General features: G+C 70.3%; 18 protein-coding genes. 8 read left to right on the top strand and 10 right to left on the bottom strand.

All coding sequences use genetic code 11. The features are described 5' to 3' along the window. The first annotated feature begins 39 nt into the window (after positions 1-39). Positions 40-1,323 (top strand): chorismate-binding protein, encoded by a 1,284-nt coding sequence (locus MLJ35_RS04525; RefSeq protein WP_243383219.1) that lies wholly within the window; start codon positions 40-42, stop codon positions 1,321-1,323. Positions 1,324-1,441: 118 nt separating this feature from the next. Here the strand turns inward: MLJ35_RS04525 and MLJ35_RS04520 are convergent, their stop codons facing one another. From MLJ35_RS04520 to MLJ35_RS04485, 8 genes are all read right to left on the bottom strand, one after another. Then, positions 1,442-1,873 carry an HNH endonuclease gene (locus MLJ35_RS04520; protein WP_243321039.1) on the bottom strand — a complete coding sequence of 144 codons (432 nt, stop codon included), beginning with the start codon at positions 1,871-1,873 and terminating at the stop codon, positions 1,442-1,444. Positions 1,874-2,002: 129 nt separating this feature from the next. Continuing rightward, positions 2,003-3,301 (bottom strand): DNA recombination protein RmuC, encoded by a 1,299-nt coding sequence (locus tag MLJ35_RS04515; RefSeq protein ID WP_243383218.1) that lies wholly within the window; start codon positions 3,299-3,301, stop codon positions 2,003-2,005. A 6-nt stretch (positions 3,302-3,307) separates the two neighbouring features. Next, positions 3,308-3,742 (bottom strand): tRNA (adenosine(37)-N6)-threonylcarbamoyltransferase complex ATPase subunit type 1 TsaE, encoded by a 435-nt coding sequence (gene tsaE / locus MLJ35_RS04510; protein ID WP_243383217.1) that lies wholly within the window; start codon positions 3,740-3,742, stop codon positions 3,308-3,310. Then, positions 3,735-5,129 carry an NAD(P)H-hydrate dehydratase gene (locus tag MLJ35_RS04505; RefSeq protein ID WP_243383216.1) on the bottom strand — a complete coding sequence of 465 codons (1,395 nt, stop codon included), beginning with the start codon at positions 5,127-5,129 and terminating at the stop codon, positions 3,735-3,737. The genes tsaE and MLJ35_RS04505 overlap by 8 nt, the downstream gene beginning before the upstream one ends. Before the next feature lie 9 nt (positions 5,130-5,138). Continuing rightward, positions 5,139-5,768: a phosphoribosylglycinamide formyltransferase gene (purN, locus tag MLJ35_RS04500; RefSeq protein WP_243383215.1), complete on the bottom strand. Its 630-nt coding sequence runs from the start codon at positions 5,766-5,768 to the stop codon at positions 5,139-5,141. Beyond that, positions 5,717-6,721, bottom strand: coding sequence for a phosphate acetyltransferase (pta, locus tag MLJ35_RS04495; RefSeq protein ID WP_243383214.1), 1,005 nt, complete (start codon positions 6,719-6,721; stop codon positions 5,717-5,719). Before pta ends, purN begins: the two co-directional genes overlap by 52 nt. Further along, positions 6,718-7,080 carry a hypothetical protein gene (locus MLJ35_RS04490; RefSeq protein ID WP_243383213.1) on the bottom strand — a complete coding sequence of 121 codons (363 nt, stop codon included), beginning with the start codon at positions 7,078-7,080 and terminating at the stop codon, positions 6,718-6,720. The genes pta and MLJ35_RS04490 overlap by 4 nt, the downstream gene beginning before the upstream one ends. Before the next feature lie 21 nt (positions 7,081-7,101). Then, positions 7,102-8,439 carry an aldehyde dehydrogenase family protein gene (locus MLJ35_RS04485; protein WP_243383212.1) on the bottom strand — a complete coding sequence of 446 codons (1,338 nt, stop codon included), beginning with the start codon at positions 8,437-8,439 and terminating at the stop codon, positions 7,102-7,104. Between the two features lie 138 nt (positions 8,440-8,577). Between MLJ35_RS04485 and MLJ35_RS04480 the strand changes: the two genes are divergently transcribed. Then, positions 8,578-8,763, top strand: coding sequence for a hypothetical protein (locus tag MLJ35_RS04480; protein WP_243321023.1), 186 nt, complete (start codon positions 8,578-8,580; stop codon positions 8,761-8,763). 18 nt (positions 8,764-8,781) lie between these two features. Here MLJ35_RS04480 and MLJ35_RS04475 read toward each other — a convergent pair whose 3' ends face one another. Then, positions 8,782-10,083 carry an MgtC/SapB family protein gene (locus MLJ35_RS04475; protein WP_243383211.1) on the bottom strand — a complete coding sequence of 434 codons (1,302 nt, stop codon included), beginning with the start codon at positions 10,081-10,083 and terminating at the stop codon, positions 8,782-8,784. Positions 10,084-10,102: 19 nt separating this feature from the next. Then, the gene (locus tag MLJ35_RS04470; protein WP_243383210.1) at positions 10,103-10,576 is read right to left on the bottom strand and encodes a hypothetical protein; all 474 of its coding nucleotides are present in this window, start codon (positions 10,574-10,576) and stop codon (positions 10,103-10,105) included. 76 nt (positions 10,577-10,652) lie between these two features. Between MLJ35_RS04470 and bshC the strand changes: the two genes are divergently transcribed. The 6 genes from bshC to MLJ35_RS04440 are packed head-to-tail and all read left to right on the top strand — an operon-like array spanning position 10,653 to position 17,628. Next, complete coding sequence (gene bshC, locus MLJ35_RS04465; RefSeq protein ID WP_243383209.1) at positions 10,653-11,822, top strand: bacillithiol biosynthesis protein BshC; 1,170 nt, start codon at positions 10,653-10,655, stop codon at positions 11,820-11,822. Further along, the gene (gene bshB1, locus MLJ35_RS04460; RefSeq protein WP_243383208.1) at positions 11,819-12,538 is read left to right on the top strand and encodes a bacillithiol biosynthesis deacetylase BshB1; all 720 of its coding nucleotides are present in this window, start codon (positions 11,819-11,821) and stop codon (positions 12,536-12,538) included. Before bshC ends, bshB1 begins: the two co-directional genes overlap by 4 nt. After that, entirely contained in the window at positions 12,535-13,554 is a 1,020-nt protein-coding gene (gene tilS, locus MLJ35_RS04455) for a tRNA lysidine(34) synthetase TilS (RefSeq protein ID WP_243383207.1), read from the top strand. Before bshB1 ends, tilS begins: the two co-directional genes overlap by 4 nt. 4 nt (positions 13,555-13,558) lie before the next feature. Further along, positions 13,559-15,487 (top strand): ATP-dependent zinc metalloprotease FtsH, encoded by a 1,929-nt coding sequence (gene ftsH / locus MLJ35_RS04450; protein ID WP_420843019.1) that lies wholly within the window; start codon positions 13,559-13,561, stop codon positions 15,485-15,487. Next, entirely contained in the window at positions 15,484-16,299 is an 816-nt protein-coding gene (gene folP / locus MLJ35_RS04445; RefSeq protein WP_243383206.1) for a dihydropteroate synthase, read from the top strand. Before ftsH ends, folP begins: the two co-directional genes overlap by 4 nt. Positions 16,300-16,308: 9 nt before the next feature. Then, positions 16,309-17,628 carry a phosphohexomutase domain-containing protein gene (locus tag MLJ35_RS04440; protein WP_243383205.1) on the top strand — a complete coding sequence of 440 codons (1,320 nt, stop codon included), beginning with the start codon at positions 16,309-16,311 and terminating at the stop codon, positions 17,626-17,628.

Below are 17,628 nucleotides of genomic sequence, written 5' to 3'. Positions count from 1 at the left end.
TTAGAAGGAATTCCGGCCTCCAGTGGGATGATGTCCTCCATGGACCTGACCCCCCGGCACCGCCGGCCCATCCCTCTTCCCGGCCCCTGGCCCGACTGCGCCCAGGACCTGCTGAGGCGCGGGGCCGTCTGGCTCCATACCGGCTGCACCGGGGACGGGCTCCTCGGTCTGCCGGGGGGGCCGATCCTGGCTTCCCGGTGGTCCGGCGCCGCCTGGGCCAGCCGCCTGGATGGCAGGCCCTGGCCGGGCTCCCCCTGGAAAGCCCTGGAAGCGGCGCTCCCGGAACACCCCGGACCCTGGATCGGCGCGGCCTCCTTCGAACTGGCCTGCGATGAGGCTTCGCTGCCCCGCCAGGAGTGCGCTCCCGGCACCCTGGGTCAGCATTGGCAGGGCATCCAACAGGCACTGCACGTCCAGAACGGGGAAGCCGAGCTGTGGTCCTGGAGCGAGGTGCCCCCGGACCCGGAGGCCTGGACATCCTTTCTCTGCCCGGGGGCCCCTTTCGAATCACCGTCCTTGAGCCTCCAGGCCCGCTGGACCGAGGCCGAGCATCGGGCCGCCGTGGAAACGGTCCGAGAGCGCATCCTCGAGGGTGGCTTCTATGTGGCCAACCTCTGTGTTCCCTTTGATTCCATCTATCCTGGAGATCCCGTGGACCTGGCCCTGGGGGCCTTCAGGCGGGCCCGCCCGCCCTTCGGCGCCCTGCTGGACCTGGACGGCCTCCGGCTCCTCTCCTTGAGCATGGAGGGGCTCCTGTCTCGCCGGGGGAAACGGATCTGGTCCCAGCCCATCAAAGGCAGCGTTCCCCTGACTGGCGATGCGACGCAGGACCAGCTCGCCGCCGAGGCCCTGGCGGCGGATCCCAAGGAGCGGGCCGAGCACACGATGATCGTGGACCTGGTGCGCAACGACCTGGGTCGCCTGGCACGGACCGGCACCGTCACCGTGAGCCGCGCCATGCGCGTAGAACGCTATCCCACCGTCCAGCACCTGGTGAGCACGGTGGAAGCCGAGACCCGTCCGGGGCTGGGACTGGCCGACCTGCTCCGCGCGGTCCTCCCCGGTGGCAGCGTCACGGGGGCTCCCAAGCAGGCTGTCTGTGCGCATTTGGCCCGAACCGAAGCGGCGCCCCGGGGGTTCTATTGCGGGGCCCTCGGGTGGATCGCCCCCAACGGCGACCTCGACCTCGCCCTGCCCATCCGCACCGCCCAGATCCGCGGCGAAGCCCTCACCTACTGGGCCGGAGGGGGCATCACCCGGCGCAGCGACCCGGCCCGCGAGTGGGCGGAGCTGTTCCTCAAGACGCGGGCGCTGACGGGGTGAGTGGGGTGCCAGCTCCAAAAAGGGGGAAGACTTCCACGGAGGACAGGTAGAAATCGCGTCCTTCGACTGCCAGCAGGGCTCTTCGTGGAGGCATTTCAGGACGAAGCGAACACTCGCCTCAGGCGGCGCTGGCCCGCTTCAGCAGCTCTTCGAAGCGCTCGAAGAGGTGGGCCCTGGGGCCCTTGGGCTGGCGCTTGAGGACCATGCCCGCCTGATCGGGGGTGCGTCCCCCCTTGTTCTGGTTGCAGATGAGGCAGCACCCCACCAGGTTCTGCCAGGTGGTGGAGCCGCCCTGGCACAGGGGGACGACGTGATCCACGGTCGTGGCCTTCCGCTGGCACCCTTCGTACTGGCAGAGGTAGTGATCCCGGCGCAGGACGCGGCGCTCCAGCCGCCCGATGAGAAGCTTGGAATCGCTGCAGGCCTGAACGTTCGGGAAGATGATGAGTTCGAGACTCCCCTCCAGGCTCCCGTGCCGCTCGAAGGTGGCGGGGTTGAGCACGTGGGCCCGGCCTGCGACCACGGCGCAGAGGGCGCGCCTTCGGCTCACTTCCTGCATCGGGACATAGTTCCGGTCGACGGCAATCACCTCACCTGCCCCGTGACGTTCCCGGCCCTTCAGCATCACACCCCCGGATTGGGCCGTATCCTAAGGCATTCCTCCGATTTGTGAAGTGAATTATTCTGTTTGATTGGATAAATAAGGCATAAATGATTCCTGAAGCTCCAGTGACAGGCCCGCTGGGCCGACCTCCGGGGCCGCCTCCACGCCGGCAAGCTTCTTTTCCATCTGGTCCCGCCGGGCCGCGACATCCCCCAGCTTGCCGCTGGCCTCCTCCAGCTTCCTCTGGACCGTCGCGAGGGCCGCGCCGAAGCGGCTGAACTCCGCCTTCACCTGGCCGAGCACCTTCCAGATCTCGCTGGTCTGCCGGCTGATGGCCAGGGTCTTGAAGCCCACCTGGAGGCTGTTGAGGAAGGCCGTGAGGGTCGTGGGACCCACCAGGATGACCTTGCATTCGCGCTGCAACCGCTCGAAGAGACCCGGACGACGGAGGACCTCCGCGTAGAGTCCCTCGAAGGGTAGGAAGAGCAGCGCGAAGTCCGTGCTGCTCGGCGGCACGATGTACTTGTCGCGGATGTCCCGGGCCTGGGAGAGCAGCCGGATCTCCAGGGCCTTGCCGGCAGCCTCCACGGCGGCGAGGTCGCCGGTTTCGTAGGCTTCGGTGAGGCGCTGGTAGTCCTCCAGGGGGAACTTGGCGTCGATGGGAAGCCAGACCGGACCGTTCTCGTCAGGCCCAGGCAGCTTCACCGCGTATTCGACCACCTCCGGGGACCTCGGGCGGATGTGGACATTGGCCTGGTACTGCCCCGGCGACAGGAACTGCTCCAGCAGGGCTCCCAATTGCGCCTCGCCCAGGACACCCCTGGCCTTCACATTGGTCAGGGCCCGCTTGAGCCCGCCCACGTCCTGGGCCAGTCCCTGCATCTCGCCCAGGCCGCGCTGAACTTGCTCCAGCCGCTGGGCGACCAGGTTGAAGCTCTCGCCCAGGCGCTTCTCCAGGGCCTCGTGGAGCTTCTCGTCCACGGTGCGGCGCATCTGCTCGAGCTTCGCCTCGTTGGCCGCCTGGATGGCGTCGAGCCGTTCCTGGACCTGCTGCTGGACCTGCCCGAGCTGGGCCGCCTGTTCAGCGCGGGAGGACCGCAGGGCCTCCTGGATCGTGGCCGAAAGCAGGCGGAACCCTTCCGCCAGCTTCTCGGCCTGAGCCGTCCGGAGCTCCCCGAGCTCCGCCAGCAGAGGCCTGATCTGGGTCGAGAGCGCCTGGTGCGATTCGGCACGGTCCCTGGAAGCCAGCTCCTCGGCGTGGCGTCGCAGCGCTTCGAAGGGCGCAGGATCGGGGGGAGTCCGGCGCATGGCCGACCACGCGGCGAAGAGAGCCGCCAGACAGGCCATGAGGGAGAGGGCGAGGGAAAGGCTCATGCCCCATCATCGTCCGCTGGATCCGTCAGGGTATGTCCATTCGGCCCGGCGCCCTTCGCCCTCGGGAACCAGCACTAGCTCGGCCACCCAGTCCGTGGGCCAGGGGCCGTCCTGGCCCGCCCACTCGACCACCAGCCGGTCCCCGGGACCGATGGTCTCCTCGAGCCCCAGAGCCCAGGCGCCTTCAGGGCCCGGCCGGTAGAGATCCAGGTGGAAGAGGCGCCCCTCCGGCAGATCGTAGCGGTGGAGCACGGCATAGGTGGGCGAGGCCACCTCCTCCGGGTCGCCGCCCAACCCCCGCAGGAAGCCCCGGGTCCAGGTGGTCTTGCCCGCGCCCAGCTCGCCTCGCAGCAGCCAGGTTCCGCCCGGCGGCGTGACCTGGGCCAGGGCCTCGCCCAGGGCCTCGGTGGCGGCATCGTCGGCGAGGTAGCGCTCAGCCACGCAGCAGCCCCGGCAGCTGGTCCGCCAGGTCTCGCGGCAGCAAGCCCGCCCCCGGAAGAAGATCGGCCGCGGCCCCATGGAACCAGGCGGCGGCGGCCACGGCCTCGCGCATGGGCAGGCCCTGGGCACGGAAGCCCGCCACCATGCCCGCCAACAAGTCGCCGCTGCCCCCGGTGGCCAGACCGGGATGGCCCGTGGGATTGATCCACAGGTCCTCGCTGGCGCCACCGGCCAGCACGCTCTGGGCACCCTTGAGCAGCAGGACGCCTGGCTTTCCGGCGGCCACTTGGCGGGCCTGGGCCAGGCGCTCATCCATCAGCAACGGCCGGGGCAGCCGGAACAGGCGCGCGAACTCGCCGGGATGGGGCGTGATGGCCGTGCCAGGGCGTTCCATCCAGCGCCCCCCTTCACCCTCCTTCAGGGCGGACGCGTCCAGCACCAGGGGCCCGTCCCAGTCGGGCACCTGGGAGATGCCCCCTGGACCGGCGAGGAGGACATCGGCCTCGGGGGGCACGCTCCCTTGCCAAGGCCGCACCATGGCCTCGGGCACCTGGGCGGCCACCTCGGCTCGAACCTCGGGATCCGTCAATACGGTCACGAGGCCCGCGCCCACGCGCAGGGCTCCCAGGGCCGAGAGCACGGCGGCACCGCTCATGCCCAGGCTGCCCGCGCGGATGGCCACATGCCCGAAGCTGCCCTTGTGGGCGTCCCAGGCGCGCGGCGGGAGCGCGGGACGCTCCAGAAGCTGCAGGGCGGCCCTGGGCGTCCGATCGAGGGGAATGGGCACCACGGTGATGTCGCCGCAGGCCTCCCGCGCGGGCATCAGTCCGTGGCAGACCTTGCGGTGCCCGAAGCAGGCCGTCCGCGTCGCGCGGACGGCTTCGCCCGGGATCTCCGCAGAACTGGGGTCCAGGCCGGAGGGCAGGTCCAGGGCGAGCACCGGAAGGCCGGACGCGTTCAGGGCCCGCGCCCAGGCCAGGGCCGTCCCCTCCAGAGGCCGCGAGGTACCCAGACCGAACAGCCCATCCACCACCCACCCGCGCCAGAGCTGCATGGCCTCGGTAGGGGCCGCCGAGGTGCGGATTTCGCCACCAAGTCCCTTCCAGAGGCGGGCCTGGTGGGCCGCGTCGCCGCGCCACCCCGGCTGCGCCGATGGGGACCACACGGACACCTCCCGGCCCTCCAGGCGCGCGAGGCGAGCCAAGGCCAGGGCGTCGCCGCCGTTGTTGCCCGGGCCCGCCAGCACATGCACGGGTTCGCCTGCGGGAATCAGGGCCAGGGCTCCGAGGGCCGCATGCTCCTGGAGCACCAGGGACGGGATGCCCCAGCCTTCGATGGCCTGGCGCTCCGCGGCCCGCATGTCGTCGGCGGTGAGGAGGGGAATCATGGGAGCAGTCTAAGGCTCTTCAGCCAGATATGCCCGCAGTGCCTTCGGATAGAGTTCCATCTCCGCCGCATAGACCCGCCTCTGGAGATCCTCGGGGGTGTCGCCAGGAAGGACGGGGACGCGCATCTGGTCCAGGATCCGGCCATGGTCGTACTCGGCATCCACCAGATGCACGGTGGCCCCGGACTCGGCTTCGCGGGCTTCCAGCACAGCCCGGTGGACGTGCATGCCGTACATGCCAGGTCCGCCGAACCGTGGCAGAAGGCCCGGGTGGATGTTGAGGATCCGCCCCTCCCAGCGCCGGGGCACCGTCAGCTTCTTCAACCACCCGCAGAGGCAGATGACCTCCGCGCCGGCGGCCTCGGCAGCCAGGTAGCAGGCATCCGAAAACGCTTCGTCGGAATCGAAATCCTTTCTGACGACCGAGACCGTGGGCAGCCCCTCCGCCTCGAGCCGGGGGATGCCCCCGGCCTTGGCGGTGGAGGCGAGGCCCAGGACCGGAACGGCGGGCACACGGCCTTCCTGGCAGGCCCTGAGCAAATTCAGGGCGTTGCCGCCGGTCCCGGAGATGAAGAGCGCGATCCGCTTCACTGGAGGGCCGTCAACACCGCCACGTCCGCGATGTCCTGGGGGCTGCATCCGCGGCTGAGGTCGTTGGCCGGGCGGGCCAGTCCCTGGAGCAGCGGACCCAGAGCCACGGCGCCGCCCAGGCGCTCGGTGAGCTTGTAGGAGATGTTCCCCGCGTCCAGATCAGGGAACACCAGGACGTTGGCCCGACCCGCCACCGGCGATCCCGGCGCTTTCCGCTGGCCCACGGAGGCCAGGAGCGCGGCGTCCGCCTGCAGCTCGCCATCCACGGCGAGGTTCGGCGCCCGCTCCTTGATGAGAGCCAGGGCGGCACGCACCTTGTCCACCCGGGCATGCTCGGCGGAACCGCGGGTGGAGAAGCTCAGGAGGGCCACGCGGGGCTCCACGTCCAGCACCCGGCGTGCATTCTCCGCCGAGGCCAGGGCGATGTCCGCCAGCTGCTCCGGTGTCGGATCCGGCACCACGGCGCAATCCGCGAAGATCATGGCGCCCTGCTCGCCGAAGGCGGTATCGGGATGGATCATCAGGAAGAAGCTGGAGACGGTCTTGATGCCGGGCGCGGCGCCGATGGCCTGGAGGCAGGCGCGCACCGTTTCCGCGGTGGTGTTCAGGGCGCCCGCCACCATGCCGTTGCAGGAGCCCGCCTGCACCATCATGGCCCCGAACCAGAGCGGGTTCTTCACGGCTTCCAGCGCCTGGGCCTCCGTGATGCCCTTGGACTTGCGGCGCTCGAAGTAGGCCCCGGCCAGCTCGGGCAACAGGGGACTGGCGAGGGGATCCACCATCGCCGCCCCCTTCAGGGAGAGGCCCTGGGCCGCGCCCCGCTTCGCCATGTCGGTGGGATCACCCAGCAGGGTGATGCGACCGAGCCCCTGGTCCAGCAGCAGCTGGGCGGCCTGGAGGGTCCGGTCGTCCCGGCCCTCGGGCAGCACGATGTGGCGCTTGAGGACCTTGGCGCGATCGCGGAAGCGCGCCATCCAGCGGGCGTGATTGGCGTGGCTCATGGAAGTCTCCGGTGTCGGGTGGAGGGTTTGGGTGAGGGCGGGTCCGCCAGGAAGAGATGCGGGTCCTGGCCCGTCCGGTCGCAGAACGTGTCCGCCAGGCTGGGAGCCCCGGAACTGGGCTCATCGAGATACAGCGTCTCGACACGGTGCATGGGCAGGAAGCGGGTGCTGAGGGCCACCTGGTCGGTCTGGCCCGTACGGACCAGGGTGAGGACCTCCGCCCAGGGCGCGAGGTCGACACCCCGGATGGCGATGCCCGCGGCCTCGAGTCCCAGGAGCCTGCCCCACACCCGCTCCCGCGGGGAGTGCAGCACGACCACCACGAGATCGCCGGAACGGAAGGGCATGGACAGAGGCATGGGTCGGCTCCAGGTCGATTCTTACAGGGCCGGGCCTTCGACGATGAGGCGGCCTTCCGTGAAGCCCTCCATCGCCCACCGGGGACCTTCGAATCCATTGCCGCTGGCCCGCACCCCGCCGAACGGGGCCGCGTCCAGCCGGAAGGTGGGCGGCAGGTTCAGCAGGACGCCCCCGGCCCGCAGGCTCGCCTCCGCCAGGCGGAGGTGCCGCTGGTCCCGGCTGTAGGCGCTGGCCCGCAGGCCATAGCGCGTGGCGGCGGCCCGGTCGAGGCCCTCCTCGAAGCTATCCACAGGCGTGAGCACCGTGATGGGGGAGAATGCCTCCTCGCATTGGAAGGGGTCGTCTTCGGGCAGACCCGCAAGGATGGCGGGCGGCAACAGCGCCCCCTGCCGGGATCCTCTCAGGAGCACCTCGGCGCCCGCGGCCACCGCCCGGTCGAGGCCCTCGTCCATGCGGCGGGCCGTGGCCTCGTCGATGAGGGGACCGACCACGGTGGCGGGATCCATGGGATCGCCCACGGGCAGGGCCTTCACGGCCGCCACGAAGGCCGGGGCGAAAGACTCCCAGAGATTCCGGTGCACATAGATCCGCTGGGCCTTGGAGCAGCTCTGCCCTGCTCCGGCCACGGCGGCGGGTGCCAGCGAGCGCGCCACAGCCGCGGAATCCACCCCTTCATCCACCACCACGGCGCCGTTGCCGCCCAGCTCCAGCAGCAGCCGCTTGCCGGCGAGCACCTGCTCAAGGTGGCGCCCTACCCGCTCGGAGCCGGTGAAGCTGACCGCCGCGATGCGCGGATCCTTCGACATGGCCTCGGCCGCGACGGGATCCGAGGGCGCCAACTGGAGCAGGCCGGCGGGGGCCCCGGTGCCCCGGCGGGCCGTCTCGAACGTGTCCCAGAGCAGCTTCGAGGTGAGCGGCGCCTGGGGGCACGGCTTCCAGATGGCACTGCAGCCCGCGGCCAGGGCCGGTCCGAGCTTGTGGACCGCCAGGTTCACGGGGAAGTTGAAGGGCGTGATCGCCAGGACGGGGCCCACGGGAAAGCGCCGGAGGACCGCCCGGCAGCCATCCGCGCCGGCCATCAGGTCGTAGGGCACCGCCTCCTCCCCGAAGGTTCCGATCGCCTCGGCGGTGGCCCGCAGGGTCGCCTCGGCCCGGCCCACCTCGCCTCGTGCCAGGGTGATGGGCTTGCCGGTCTCCTGGGTCAGGAGACGCGCGAGTTCTTCTCTCGCGTGGCCCACCTCCCCGAGCCAGGCGTCGATGAGCCGCCTGCGCTCCAGGCGGGAGGCGGCCCGCCAGGCGTCAAAGGAGCCCAGGGCCGCTTCAACCATGCGTTCCCCCGCCGCTGTCACCATGGTCATCCCCCCAGGAAGGCCCAGGCTGCGCCCCGCCTCGATCCAGATTAACCCCGGCTGGGGAGCATGCGATTTGAGGTCAGTCACATCCGCGCCGACGGGGCATTGGCATGCTGGGCTAGAATCGAAGCCAGGAGCACTCCCATGACCAAGCCACTCGTCCCCGCCGATCTCCTGAAGCAGGTCCAGGCCGCGGACAAGCCGGTCCCAGTGTCCACCACCGGAAAACCGAAGGCCGATGCCCACCCCAAGCCTGTGGTCAAAGCTTCCGCCCGGCCCCAGGGCAAGAGCGGCGTCGCTCATACGCGAATGAGCAACCGCGGGAAATAGGCCCGGCGGGCACAGGTTTCAGAGAACCACCATCGCCAGGGCCGCCACCAGCGAGGCAGCCAGCATGGCCGTCAGGCGCATGCCGAAGGCACGGCCGCCGGAGATCCACGAGAATCCGGCCTTGGCGAGGGTGTTCGCGCCGATGGCCAGGACGATGGCCAGGACGGCCGTCCGGGAATCCAGGCCGATCGAGTGGACCTGGCTGCTCACCGCCAGGGTAATGGGCGTCACGTCCGCCAGCCCCGAGATCCCGGCGGTCACCAGCAATCCCCGATCCCCGAACCAGGCACGGGCCGCGGCCGACAGGAGCAGGACCGTGGCCAGGGCCAGGCCCCAGGCGAGGGCGCGTTTCAGGTGGAAGGGGTTGCGCAGGGGCATGTCGTCCGTACCGACACCCAGGCCCTCGCCGGACCGGTACATCCACCAGGTCGCAGCCAGCAAGGTCGCCACCATGGCTGCCATGGGCAGCAGGAGCGGACGGAGGAGACTCCCTCCGCCGACGACTCCCGCGAGGAAGGCCACGCGAACCGCCATGGTGGCGCAAGCCAGCATCACGGCCACCTGGCCGGCGCTCCGCATCGAAGGGTGCTCCCGGGCCTGCCTGGACATGGTGACGGCCACCACCGTCGAACTGACCATCCCGCCCACCAGGCCCGTCAGCGCGGCCCCACGCCGGGACCCGAGCACGCGGCTGAGGGCGTACCCGAGAAAATCCACGGACGCCACCAGGGCCACCATCCACCCCACCTTCTGGGGCGAGAGCACGCCCCACGGATCCAGCACCCGGGACGGCAGCAGCGGCAGAAGGATGGCGAAGACGAGGAGCAGCTGCATCGCCGCGATCAGGTCTTCGCGATGGAGCCGGGGGATCCAGGCGCGGATCCAGGGCTTGGACAGCAGGAGCAGGGTCATGATTACGGCCAGCGCCACCGCCAGCAGGGCATCCCGGGTGAGGAGCATGCCCAGCAACGGCGCGGCCAGGGCGGCGACCTCCGTGGTCAGCCCGCGGTCCGGCGAACTGGTCCGAAAATAGAAGAGGCCGATCAGGATCGCCGCGAAGGCCTGGACGGCGATGGGCATGGCAAGGCTTCCGCCCCCCACCTTCACCGAAATCCAGCCCAGAAGGGTCAGCAGGGCGAAGGTGCGCGCGCCCAGGGCGCCCTGAAGGCCCTCGACGCGGTCGGTCTCGCGGCGGTTCAGGGCCTCCTGGCTCTCGCGGCTTCGTTCGAACCCGCTGCTCTCCCGCTCCAGCCCCATCATCAGGCCCAGGGCGGCGGCCATGATGGCTTCCTTCAGGGTGGAGAAGTCGAGGGTCAGCATGGTGCGCTCCCGTTGGTCTCTAATCGGCGGGATGCCAGGTTTGGATGTGACTGATGCGTTTCAGGACTTCGGAGACCAGGCCCGGGGCCTCCGGACCGAGGCTCCGGACCCGGAACTGGTCACTGCCGGAGAGGCGGACCACATGGACCGCTGCACCGCCCGGGAAATCCGGATGCAGGCGGAGAGGGCGACCCAGGGACTCGAGATCCAACCCCTCAAGCCAGTCCTCCGGCAGCGGTGCGGTGCGGGCGCCGGGCACCCGTGCGCCGACCTCCCGGGCCTGGACCAGCACCAGGTGCCACCGACCCTCATCTTTCCCGCGCCAGCACAGGAAGGGGGGAAGGTTGCCGAACCCGATGCCGCCCTTACGGATGTCCGGCCAGGCCCTCAAGGAAGCCAAGCCGGCCGCGTCCGCCGCCTCCATGGCCAGCGCCCCGAGATCCGGCGAGGCGGGGGGAATCCAGGGTTCCACGCTCCACATGCCGTCGAGCATGGCAGATCGGTTAGGCTGGGCCCATGGGTACGACGCGCCGACTGAGAAGGCCCGAGATGAACAGAGGGGGAAGGCCGTGAATCCCAAGCCCGTCATCGCCACCGGCCAGCAGATCGGCGCCGGTTGGAGCCCCGCCCTGTCCGTGGCCAAGGCCCTCGCGGCCCTGGCCGAGGCCCGCCGAACCGGGGCCGAGGCGGTCTATTGGCTGGCCGACGAAGACCACGATCGGGCCGAGGTGGCGTCCGTCGTCGGCGTGACTGGGGGACGCCTCGCGCGGCACCGCTTCCGGTTCGACGCGAGGCTGGGCACCGCCACCGGCTGGCTGCCCTGGACTTCTGTCCACCAGGCCGAGGCGGAGGCCCTCTGGGGCCCCGTGCCGACGCCCGATGAGCCCACCCTACGCGGCCATGTCCTGGCCCTGGGTCGGGCTCTCTGGGATCGCGGTCTCCGTCCCTTCTCCCCCACGAACCCCACCGTGCGCCAGTCCATCCAGGCGGAACTGGAGCGCTGGCGGAGCCTTGGCCTGGAAGCCGACCTGGTCCGGCAGGCGGGGCGGCTGGAGGCGGAAGGCGCCCCTCTGCCCCTGGATCCACGCGTGCAGGCCGCCTGGTTCTCGCTGGACCCCCGGACCGGCCTTCGCGAGCGCCTGGACCCCGGCCAAACCCTGCCCGCGGGCCGTTGGATCAGCCCTGGGGCGGCCATCCGTCCCCTGATGCAGTCCCTGCTGATGCCCGTGGCCGCGGTGGTCCTGGGGCCTTCGGAGCGTGCCTACTGGCGGCTCTGCGAGCCTCTCTGGGAACGCGTGGACCTTCCGTCGCCGAAGATCCTTCCGCGCCCCAGTGTCTACGTGGTGCCGACGGGCTTCCATGCCACCCCGGGCCACCTGGAGGCCCTGCGCCTGGGCGCCTGGGACCGCCTCACCGCCTGGCCGGGCGAGCTCCCGAGTTCCATGTTCCAGACCACGAATCCGGACGAAAGGTGGCCGGCCTCCCTCCAGGCCCGATTCCGGCAGGAGCAGGAGCGCACGCGACAGCGGCTGGCGAAGCTGGACCGGCGCCTGCACAGAGAAGCGGCCGCAGCCATGGTGGGCGGTGACCCCGAGCGGCTCCGCCAGGCCCTCTTCCCTTTCGGCGCCCCCCAGGAGCGGGTCATCCCGGGCCTCACCTGGCTGAGGAACGAAGCCCTGCTGGAAGCCATCCTGGCGCGCATGGACGGCGCCCCCGTGATCTTGGTGGAGGAACCATGAGCCACGATCTGGATCTGCTCGCCCTGGGCGCCCACCCCGACGACGTGGAAGTCCACGTGGGCGGGATCCTGGCCCTGGCCTCGGATCGGGGGATGAGGGCGGCCATTCTGGATCTCACCAGCGGCGACCTCGGCACCCGCGGTACTGCGGAGACCCGTCGCGCCGAGGCGCAGGAGGCGGCGCGAATTCTCGGCGTGACCCGCACGGTCCTCGATTTCCCCGACGGGAGGTTCACGGAGGATGAGGCCTTCCGAATCCGCCTCATGGCGGAGATCCGCCGGATGCGGCCCCGGGTGCTGGTCCTCCCGGCCCCGGACGACCGCCACCCCGATCACCGCCGGGCCCATCGGCTGGCCCGGGAAGCCGCCTACTACGCGGGTCTGAAGAACTACCCCTGCCCCGGAACGCCCTGGCGGCCGGAGGCGGTGGCCTGGGCCGGCGGCGAGAACCCGGCCCAGCCGAACCTGCTGGTCGACGTGAGCGCTGTGTGGACCCGCCGCATGGCCGCCTTCGACGCCTTCGGGAGCCAGTTCAACCAGGATCCCTCCCAGCCCGTCACGCGGATCGCCCATCCCGCCTTCCGCCGAGGTGTCGTGGGCCGGGCCATGCACTGGGGCTCCCTGCGCATGTGCGAATGGGCCGAGGCGCTCTGGTGCGACCTGCCCGTGCCGAAGGCGCTGCTGGAACTCGTGACCCGGCTGGAACCCCCCGCATGAACCGATTCGAATCCGACCTGCTCGCGCAGATCCAGCGCCGGGGCGATGGCGTTCATGGCCGCGTGCTGGTGGCCTGCTCGGGCGGCGGGGATTCGACCGCGCTCCTCATGCTCCTGTGGACGCTCCGGAAGAGCCTGGACCTGGATCTGGCCGTGCTCCACGCGGACCACGGCCTGCGGGCGGAATCGGGGGAGGATGCGGACTTCGTGCGGCAGCTCTGCCGCGCCCTCAACTTGGATCTCGCGGAGGCCACCCTCGGCGTCAGGGCTCACGCGGATGCCCACCGGCTTGGCCTCGAGATGGCCGCCCGGGCCCTCCGGTGGGATTGGTTCCGCCAGGAAGCCAGGCAGAGCGGCGCGACAGCCGTGGCCACGGGCCACACCCTGGACGACCACACTGAGACCGTCTTCCTGCGCCTGACCCGGGGCGGCGGCCTGGGCTGCCTGCAGCCTCTGGCGCCGCGTCAGGGCCTCCGTTGGTCGCCCCTGGCGGAGATCCGCCGCGCCGACCTGAGGTCCTATTTGGCGGCCCGGGGCATCCCCTGGCGGGAAGACGCCAGCAACGCCGAGCCCTTCACGGCGCGGAACCGCTGGCGGCCCCTCCTCGACACCCTGCGGCGAGAGGCGCCCGACCTGGACCGCCATCTGTTCGAGACCCATCTCCAGGCTGAGGAGGCCAAGCACCTGGCGGGTCTGCTCATCGCTGGCTGGGAGGGCACCCGCTGGTTCATTGCCGATCATGGAATCACCTTCCGGCGAGGCGCGTGGGCCGAGCCGGAGCTGCGCTGGACGCTGGAATGCGCCTTCCGACGTCTCGACTGGCCGCGGGAGGCGGCCCTGTTGCGGGGCCTCGCGCCCTGGCTCGCCGCGCGCCTTGAGAGGGGCCGCAAGCCTTCCTCCTGGGGGAATTTCCATCTGGATTCCGAACCAGAGGGCGATTACGTGCATCTTAGGTTCAGCCGCCTTCCGGGGCCTAGTACACTGGAAGGACACTTGGGCGAAGGCCCGAAGGAGTGACCCTTTGAATTCCATGATGAAGAGCGTGCTGGTCTGGCTGGGCATCATCGCCCTCTTGGTGCTGGCCTTCCGCCAGATCCCCCAGAACAGCCGCCAGATCGAGATCCCCTTCTCGACCTTCTACACCGAGGGCGTCAGCGGCAAGTACAAGTCCGTGACGCTCTCCGGCTTCGATGTCGAAGGCACCTACAAGCAGCCCGACAAGAACCCCAAGACTGGCGAGGTCATCGAGAAGTTCCGCACCGTGGCCCCCCCCATGCAGGACCTGGGCAAGGTCATCCTCAGCTGGAAGACCGAGGGCCAGCTTGATGAGTTCAAGGCCGCCAAGCCCAGCGAGAACAACTTCGCCTATGTGCTCATGTTCTGGGCGCCCCTGCTCGTCTTCGTGGTGCTCTGGTTCGTGTTCATGCGCCAGGCCCAGATGGGCGGCAACAAGGCCCTGAGCTTCGGCAAGGCCCGCGCCAAGGGCCTCTCCAGCAGCGCCAAGCGCGTCACCTTCGCCGACGTCGCCGGCTGCGACGAGGCCAAGGAGGAGCTGAAGGAGATCGTGGAGTTCCTGAAGGACCCCGCCAAGTTCGTGAAGCTGGGGGGCAAGATCCCCAAGGGCGTCCTGCTCATGGGCCCTCCGGGGACCGGCAAGACCCTCCTGGCCCGCGCCATCGCCGGCGAGGCCAAGGTCCAGTTCTTCTCCATTTCGGGCTCGGACTTCGTGGAAATGTTCGTGGGCGTGGGCGCCAGCCGCGTGCGCGACCTCTTCGAGCAGGCCAAGAAGAGCGCCCCCTGCATCGTGTTCATCGATGAGATCGACGCCGTGGGCCGCCATCGCGGCGCCGGTCTGGGCGGAGGCCACGACGAGCGCGAGCAGACCCTGAACCAGCTGCTGGTGGAAATGGACGGCTTCGAGGGCAATGAGGGCGTCATCCTCATCGCCGCCACCAACCGCCCCGACGTGCTGGATCCCGCCCTGCTCCGCCCCGGCCGCTTCGACCGGCGCGTGGTGGTGGACCGCCCCGACGTAAAGGGCCGCCACGAGATCCTGAAGGTGCACACCACCGACAAGATCCCCCTCAGCCCGGACGTGGACCTGGAAGTCATCGCCCGCGGCACTCCCGGCTTCGCCGGCGCCGACCTGGCCAACCTCTGCAACGAGGCTGCCCTCACCGCCGCCCGCGGCAGCAAGAAGTGGGTCGAGATGATCGACTTCGAGAACGCCAAGGACAAGGTCTACATGGGCGCCGAGCGCCGCAGCCTGGTCATGACCGAGGCGGACAAGCGCATCACTGCTTACCACGAGGCCGGCCACACGGTCGTGGCCCACGTGGTGCCCGACAGCGATCCGCTCCACAAGGTCACCATCATCCCCCGGGGCCGCGCCCTGGGCGTCACCTGGCAGCTCCCGACCACGGACCGCTACAACACCACCCGCGACTACATGGAGAGCCGGATCGCCATCGCCATGGGCGGCCGCATCGCCGAGGAGATCTTCTTCAACCAGCTCAGCACCGGCGCCGCCAATGACATCCAGCAGGCCACCGAGATGGCCCGCTCCATGGTCACGGAGTACGGCATGAGCGACAAGCTGGGCCCGCTGAACTTCGGCGGCGGCCAGCACGAGGTCTTCCTGGGCCGCGACTTCGCGCAGCACCGGGAGATCTCCGAGGACACCGCCCGCCTCATCGACGTGGAGGTGCAGGAGTTCGTGCTCCGCAACTACCGCCGCGCCAAGGCCGCCATCGAGGCCCACCGCGACAAGCTGGTGGCCATCGCCGAGGCCCTCCTGGTGCGCGAGACCCTCGACGGCGAGGACATCGACATCCTCATGAAGGGCGGCACGCTGCCCCCGCCCAAGGGGGGCGGCACGCCGTCCGCCCCGGCCACCGTGGAGGGGCCAAAGGCCGATCCCGGCCTGAACCCCGCCCTCAAGCCCGCGTGAAGTCCGCACCGTTTCAATGGGGACCGCTCCTGGAGAGTGGTCCCCTTTTCCTTGGCATCCTCAATCTGACGCCGGACTCCTTCAGCGACGGGGGACGCTACCTGGATCCCTCGGCGGCCCTGACCCAGGCCCGGCACCTCGTGGCCGCCGGGGCCTGCATGCTCGACCTGGGTGCCGAAAGCACCCGCCCCGGATCCGCGGTGGTGGACGCCACCACGGAATGGGGCCGCCTGGAGCCTGTGCTCGCGGCGCTGGGGGGTGCTCTGCCGGGCATCCCCCTCAGCCTGGACACCCGGCACGCCGCCGTGGCTGCGAAGGGCCTGGACGCGGGGATCGCCGTCATCAACGACGTGTCTGGCCTGGCCGACCCCGGCATGCTGGAGCTGGCCGCCGGCTCCGTCTGCGGCCTCATCGCCATGCGCAGCCGGCGCCAGGGCGAGGGCTTTCTTATGCCCCCCTATGACGATCCCGCCCCCAAGGACGCCTCCCTGGCCATCGCGGAGCTGATGGGGGTCCGAGACCGCTTGCGGGGCGCCGGCATCGTGGACCAGCGCGTACTGCTGGACCCCGGCTTCGGCTTTGGCACCACCTTCGCCGAGGACCTTGCCCTCTGGAACGCCCTCCCCCGGCTGCCGGAGGCGCTTGCGTGGTCCGCCGCACGAATGTGCATCGGCATCTCTCGCAAGCGGTTCCTGGTGGCCCGCGCCGGCATGTCCCTCGCCCCGGATCAGCGCGACGGCCTCACGGCCGCCGCCCACGCCGAGGCTGCGAGGTGGGGATACAAAGTCTTCAGGACGCACGCCATCAGGTAAACTTCCGGCATGAGTCTCTGCTACTTCGGAACCGACGGCATCCGCGGGGTCGCCTTGCGCTCCCCCCTCACCCTGGAAGAGGTCTCCCGCTGGGGCGCCGCCTGGGCCCAGGTGGCCCGGAAAGCCGGCGTGAAGCGGATGGTGATCGGCTGGGATCCCAGGTCCAGCTCCGGCCCCATGTCCGAGGCTTTCATCCTGGGCCTCGGGATGGGACTGAGGGTGCTGGTCCTCGGCATGGTCCCGACCCCGGCCGTGGCCTGGACCGTGGCCCAACTGAGCGCGGAGGGCCCCAAGACCTGGGGTCTCATGATCTCCGCCAGCCACAATCCGCCTGAGGACAACGGCCTCAAGGGCTTCAATGAACTGGGCGAGAAGCTGGAGGAAGATCAGGAACAGGCCATCGAGACCGCCTTCGAGGCCATCCCCGAGCCGACCACCATCTCGATCCCCCCGGAGCATCTGGACCTCGGGCCCTACCTGAGGCACCTGGGCGGCATCGACCTGCCCCGGAACTTCGGCGTGGTCATCGACTGCGCCCATGGAGCCACGGCGGAGGCGGCCCAGGAGCTCTTCCGGGGCCCTGCCATCGACTGGATCGGTGTGCCCGCCGATGGCCCCTCCATCAACGTGGGCGTGGGTTCCACGCATCTCAACGCCTTGTCCGCGGCCGTGGTGGCTCGCGGCGCCCAGCTGGGCATCGCCTTCGACGGCGACGGAGACCGCTGCCTGCTGGTGGATGGCCGGGGCGACCTGGTGGACGGCGACCAGATGGTATGGCTGCTCGCCCAGGACCGCAAAGCCTGCGGGGACGCGCCGCCAGGCGTGGTGGGCACCGTGATGACCAACGGGGGCCTGGCCCAGGCCCTGGCCAGCGCGGAGATCCCCTTCGTCCGCACCCCCGTGGGGGACAAGTTCCTGCTGCGGGAGATGGCCAAGCGAGGCTGGGATCTGGCTGCGGAGGCTTCGGGGCACCTCATCCAGAAGCGCGTGGGCCCCAGCGGTGACGGCATGGCCGCCGCCCTCGGCGTCCTCCGCGCGCTCCTGCATCGGCCTGCGGATCGCCGCTGGGCCTGGGCCTTCCGCCCCTGGCCCCAGCGTCTGGTGAATGTGGTCGCCAGAGACCGCCGCGAGGTGGCGGACTGCACGGACCTGGTCGCCGCCATGGCCGCCATCGACGCCCGCTGGGGCGAAGGCGTGCGCCAGGTGGTGCGCTGGTCCGGGACGGAGCCCAAGCTCCGCCTCATGGTGGAAGCCCAGGAGACCGCCTGGGTGGACCAGGCCCTCCACGAGCTCGAGACCGCCGCCCGCCGCGACCTGGCGCTGGCCTAG

Source organism: Geothrix alkalitolerans (assembly GCF_022808885.1).
Lineage (GTDB): Bacteria > Acidobacteriota > Holophagae > Holophagales > Holophagaceae > Geothrix > Geothrix alkalitolerans.
This window is presented reverse-complemented; position numbering and strand designations above follow the sequence as displayed.

What these genes read in the sequence shown, in the direction of transcription:
- MLJ35_RS04525 (WP_243383219.1), top strand. Translation starts at nt 40, where the DNA reads ATGGACCTGACCCCCCGGCACCGCCGGCCCATCCCTCTTCCCGGCCCC.
- MLJ35_RS04515 (WP_243383218.1), bottom strand. Translation starts at nt 3,301, where the DNA reads ATGAGCCTTTCCCTCGCCCTCTCCCTCATGGCCTGTCTGGCGGCTCTC.
- MLJ35_RS04505 (WP_243383216.1), bottom strand. Translation starts at nt 5,129, where the DNA reads ATGATTCCCCTCCTCACCGCCGACGACATGCGGGCCGCGGAGCGCCAG.
- purN (WP_243383215.1), bottom strand. Translation starts at nt 5,768, where the DNA reads ATGCAGCCCCCAGGACATCGCGGACGTGGCGGTGTTGACGGCCCTCCA.
- pta (WP_243383214.1), bottom strand. Translation starts at nt 6,721, where the DNA reads ATGAGCCACGCCAATCACGCCCGCTGGATGGCGCGCTTCCGCGATCGC.
- MLJ35_RS04490 (WP_243383213.1), bottom strand. Translation starts at nt 7,080, where the DNA reads ATGCCTCTGTCCATGCCCTTCCGTTCCGGCGATCTCGTGGTGGTCGTG.
- MLJ35_RS04485 (WP_243383212.1), bottom strand. Translation starts at nt 8,439, where the DNA reads ATGACCATGGTGACAGCGGCGGGGGAACGCATGGTTGAAGCGGCCCTG.
- MLJ35_RS04480 (WP_243321023.1), top strand. Translation starts at nt 8,578, where the DNA reads ATGACCAAGCCACTCGTCCCCGCCGATCTCCTGAAGCAGGTCCAGGCC.
- MLJ35_RS04475 (WP_243383211.1), bottom strand. Translation starts at nt 10,083, where the DNA reads ATGCTGACCCTCGACTTCTCCACCCTGAAGGAAGCCATCATGGCCGCC.
- MLJ35_RS04470 (WP_243383210.1), bottom strand. Translation starts at nt 10,576, where the DNA reads ATGCTCGACGGCATGTGGAGCGTGGAACCCTGGATTCCCCCCGCCTCG.
- bshB1 (WP_243383208.1), top strand. Translation starts at nt 11,819, where the DNA reads ATGAGCCACGATCTGGATCTGCTCGCCCTGGGCGCCCACCCCGACGAC.
- tilS (WP_243383207.1), top strand. Translation starts at nt 12,535, where the DNA reads ATGAACCGATTCGAATCCGACCTGCTCGCGCAGATCCAGCGCCGGGGC.
- MLJ35_RS04440 (WP_243383205.1), top strand. Translation starts at nt 16,309, where the DNA reads ATGAGTCTCTGCTACTTCGGAACCGACGGCATCCGCGGGGTCGCCTTG.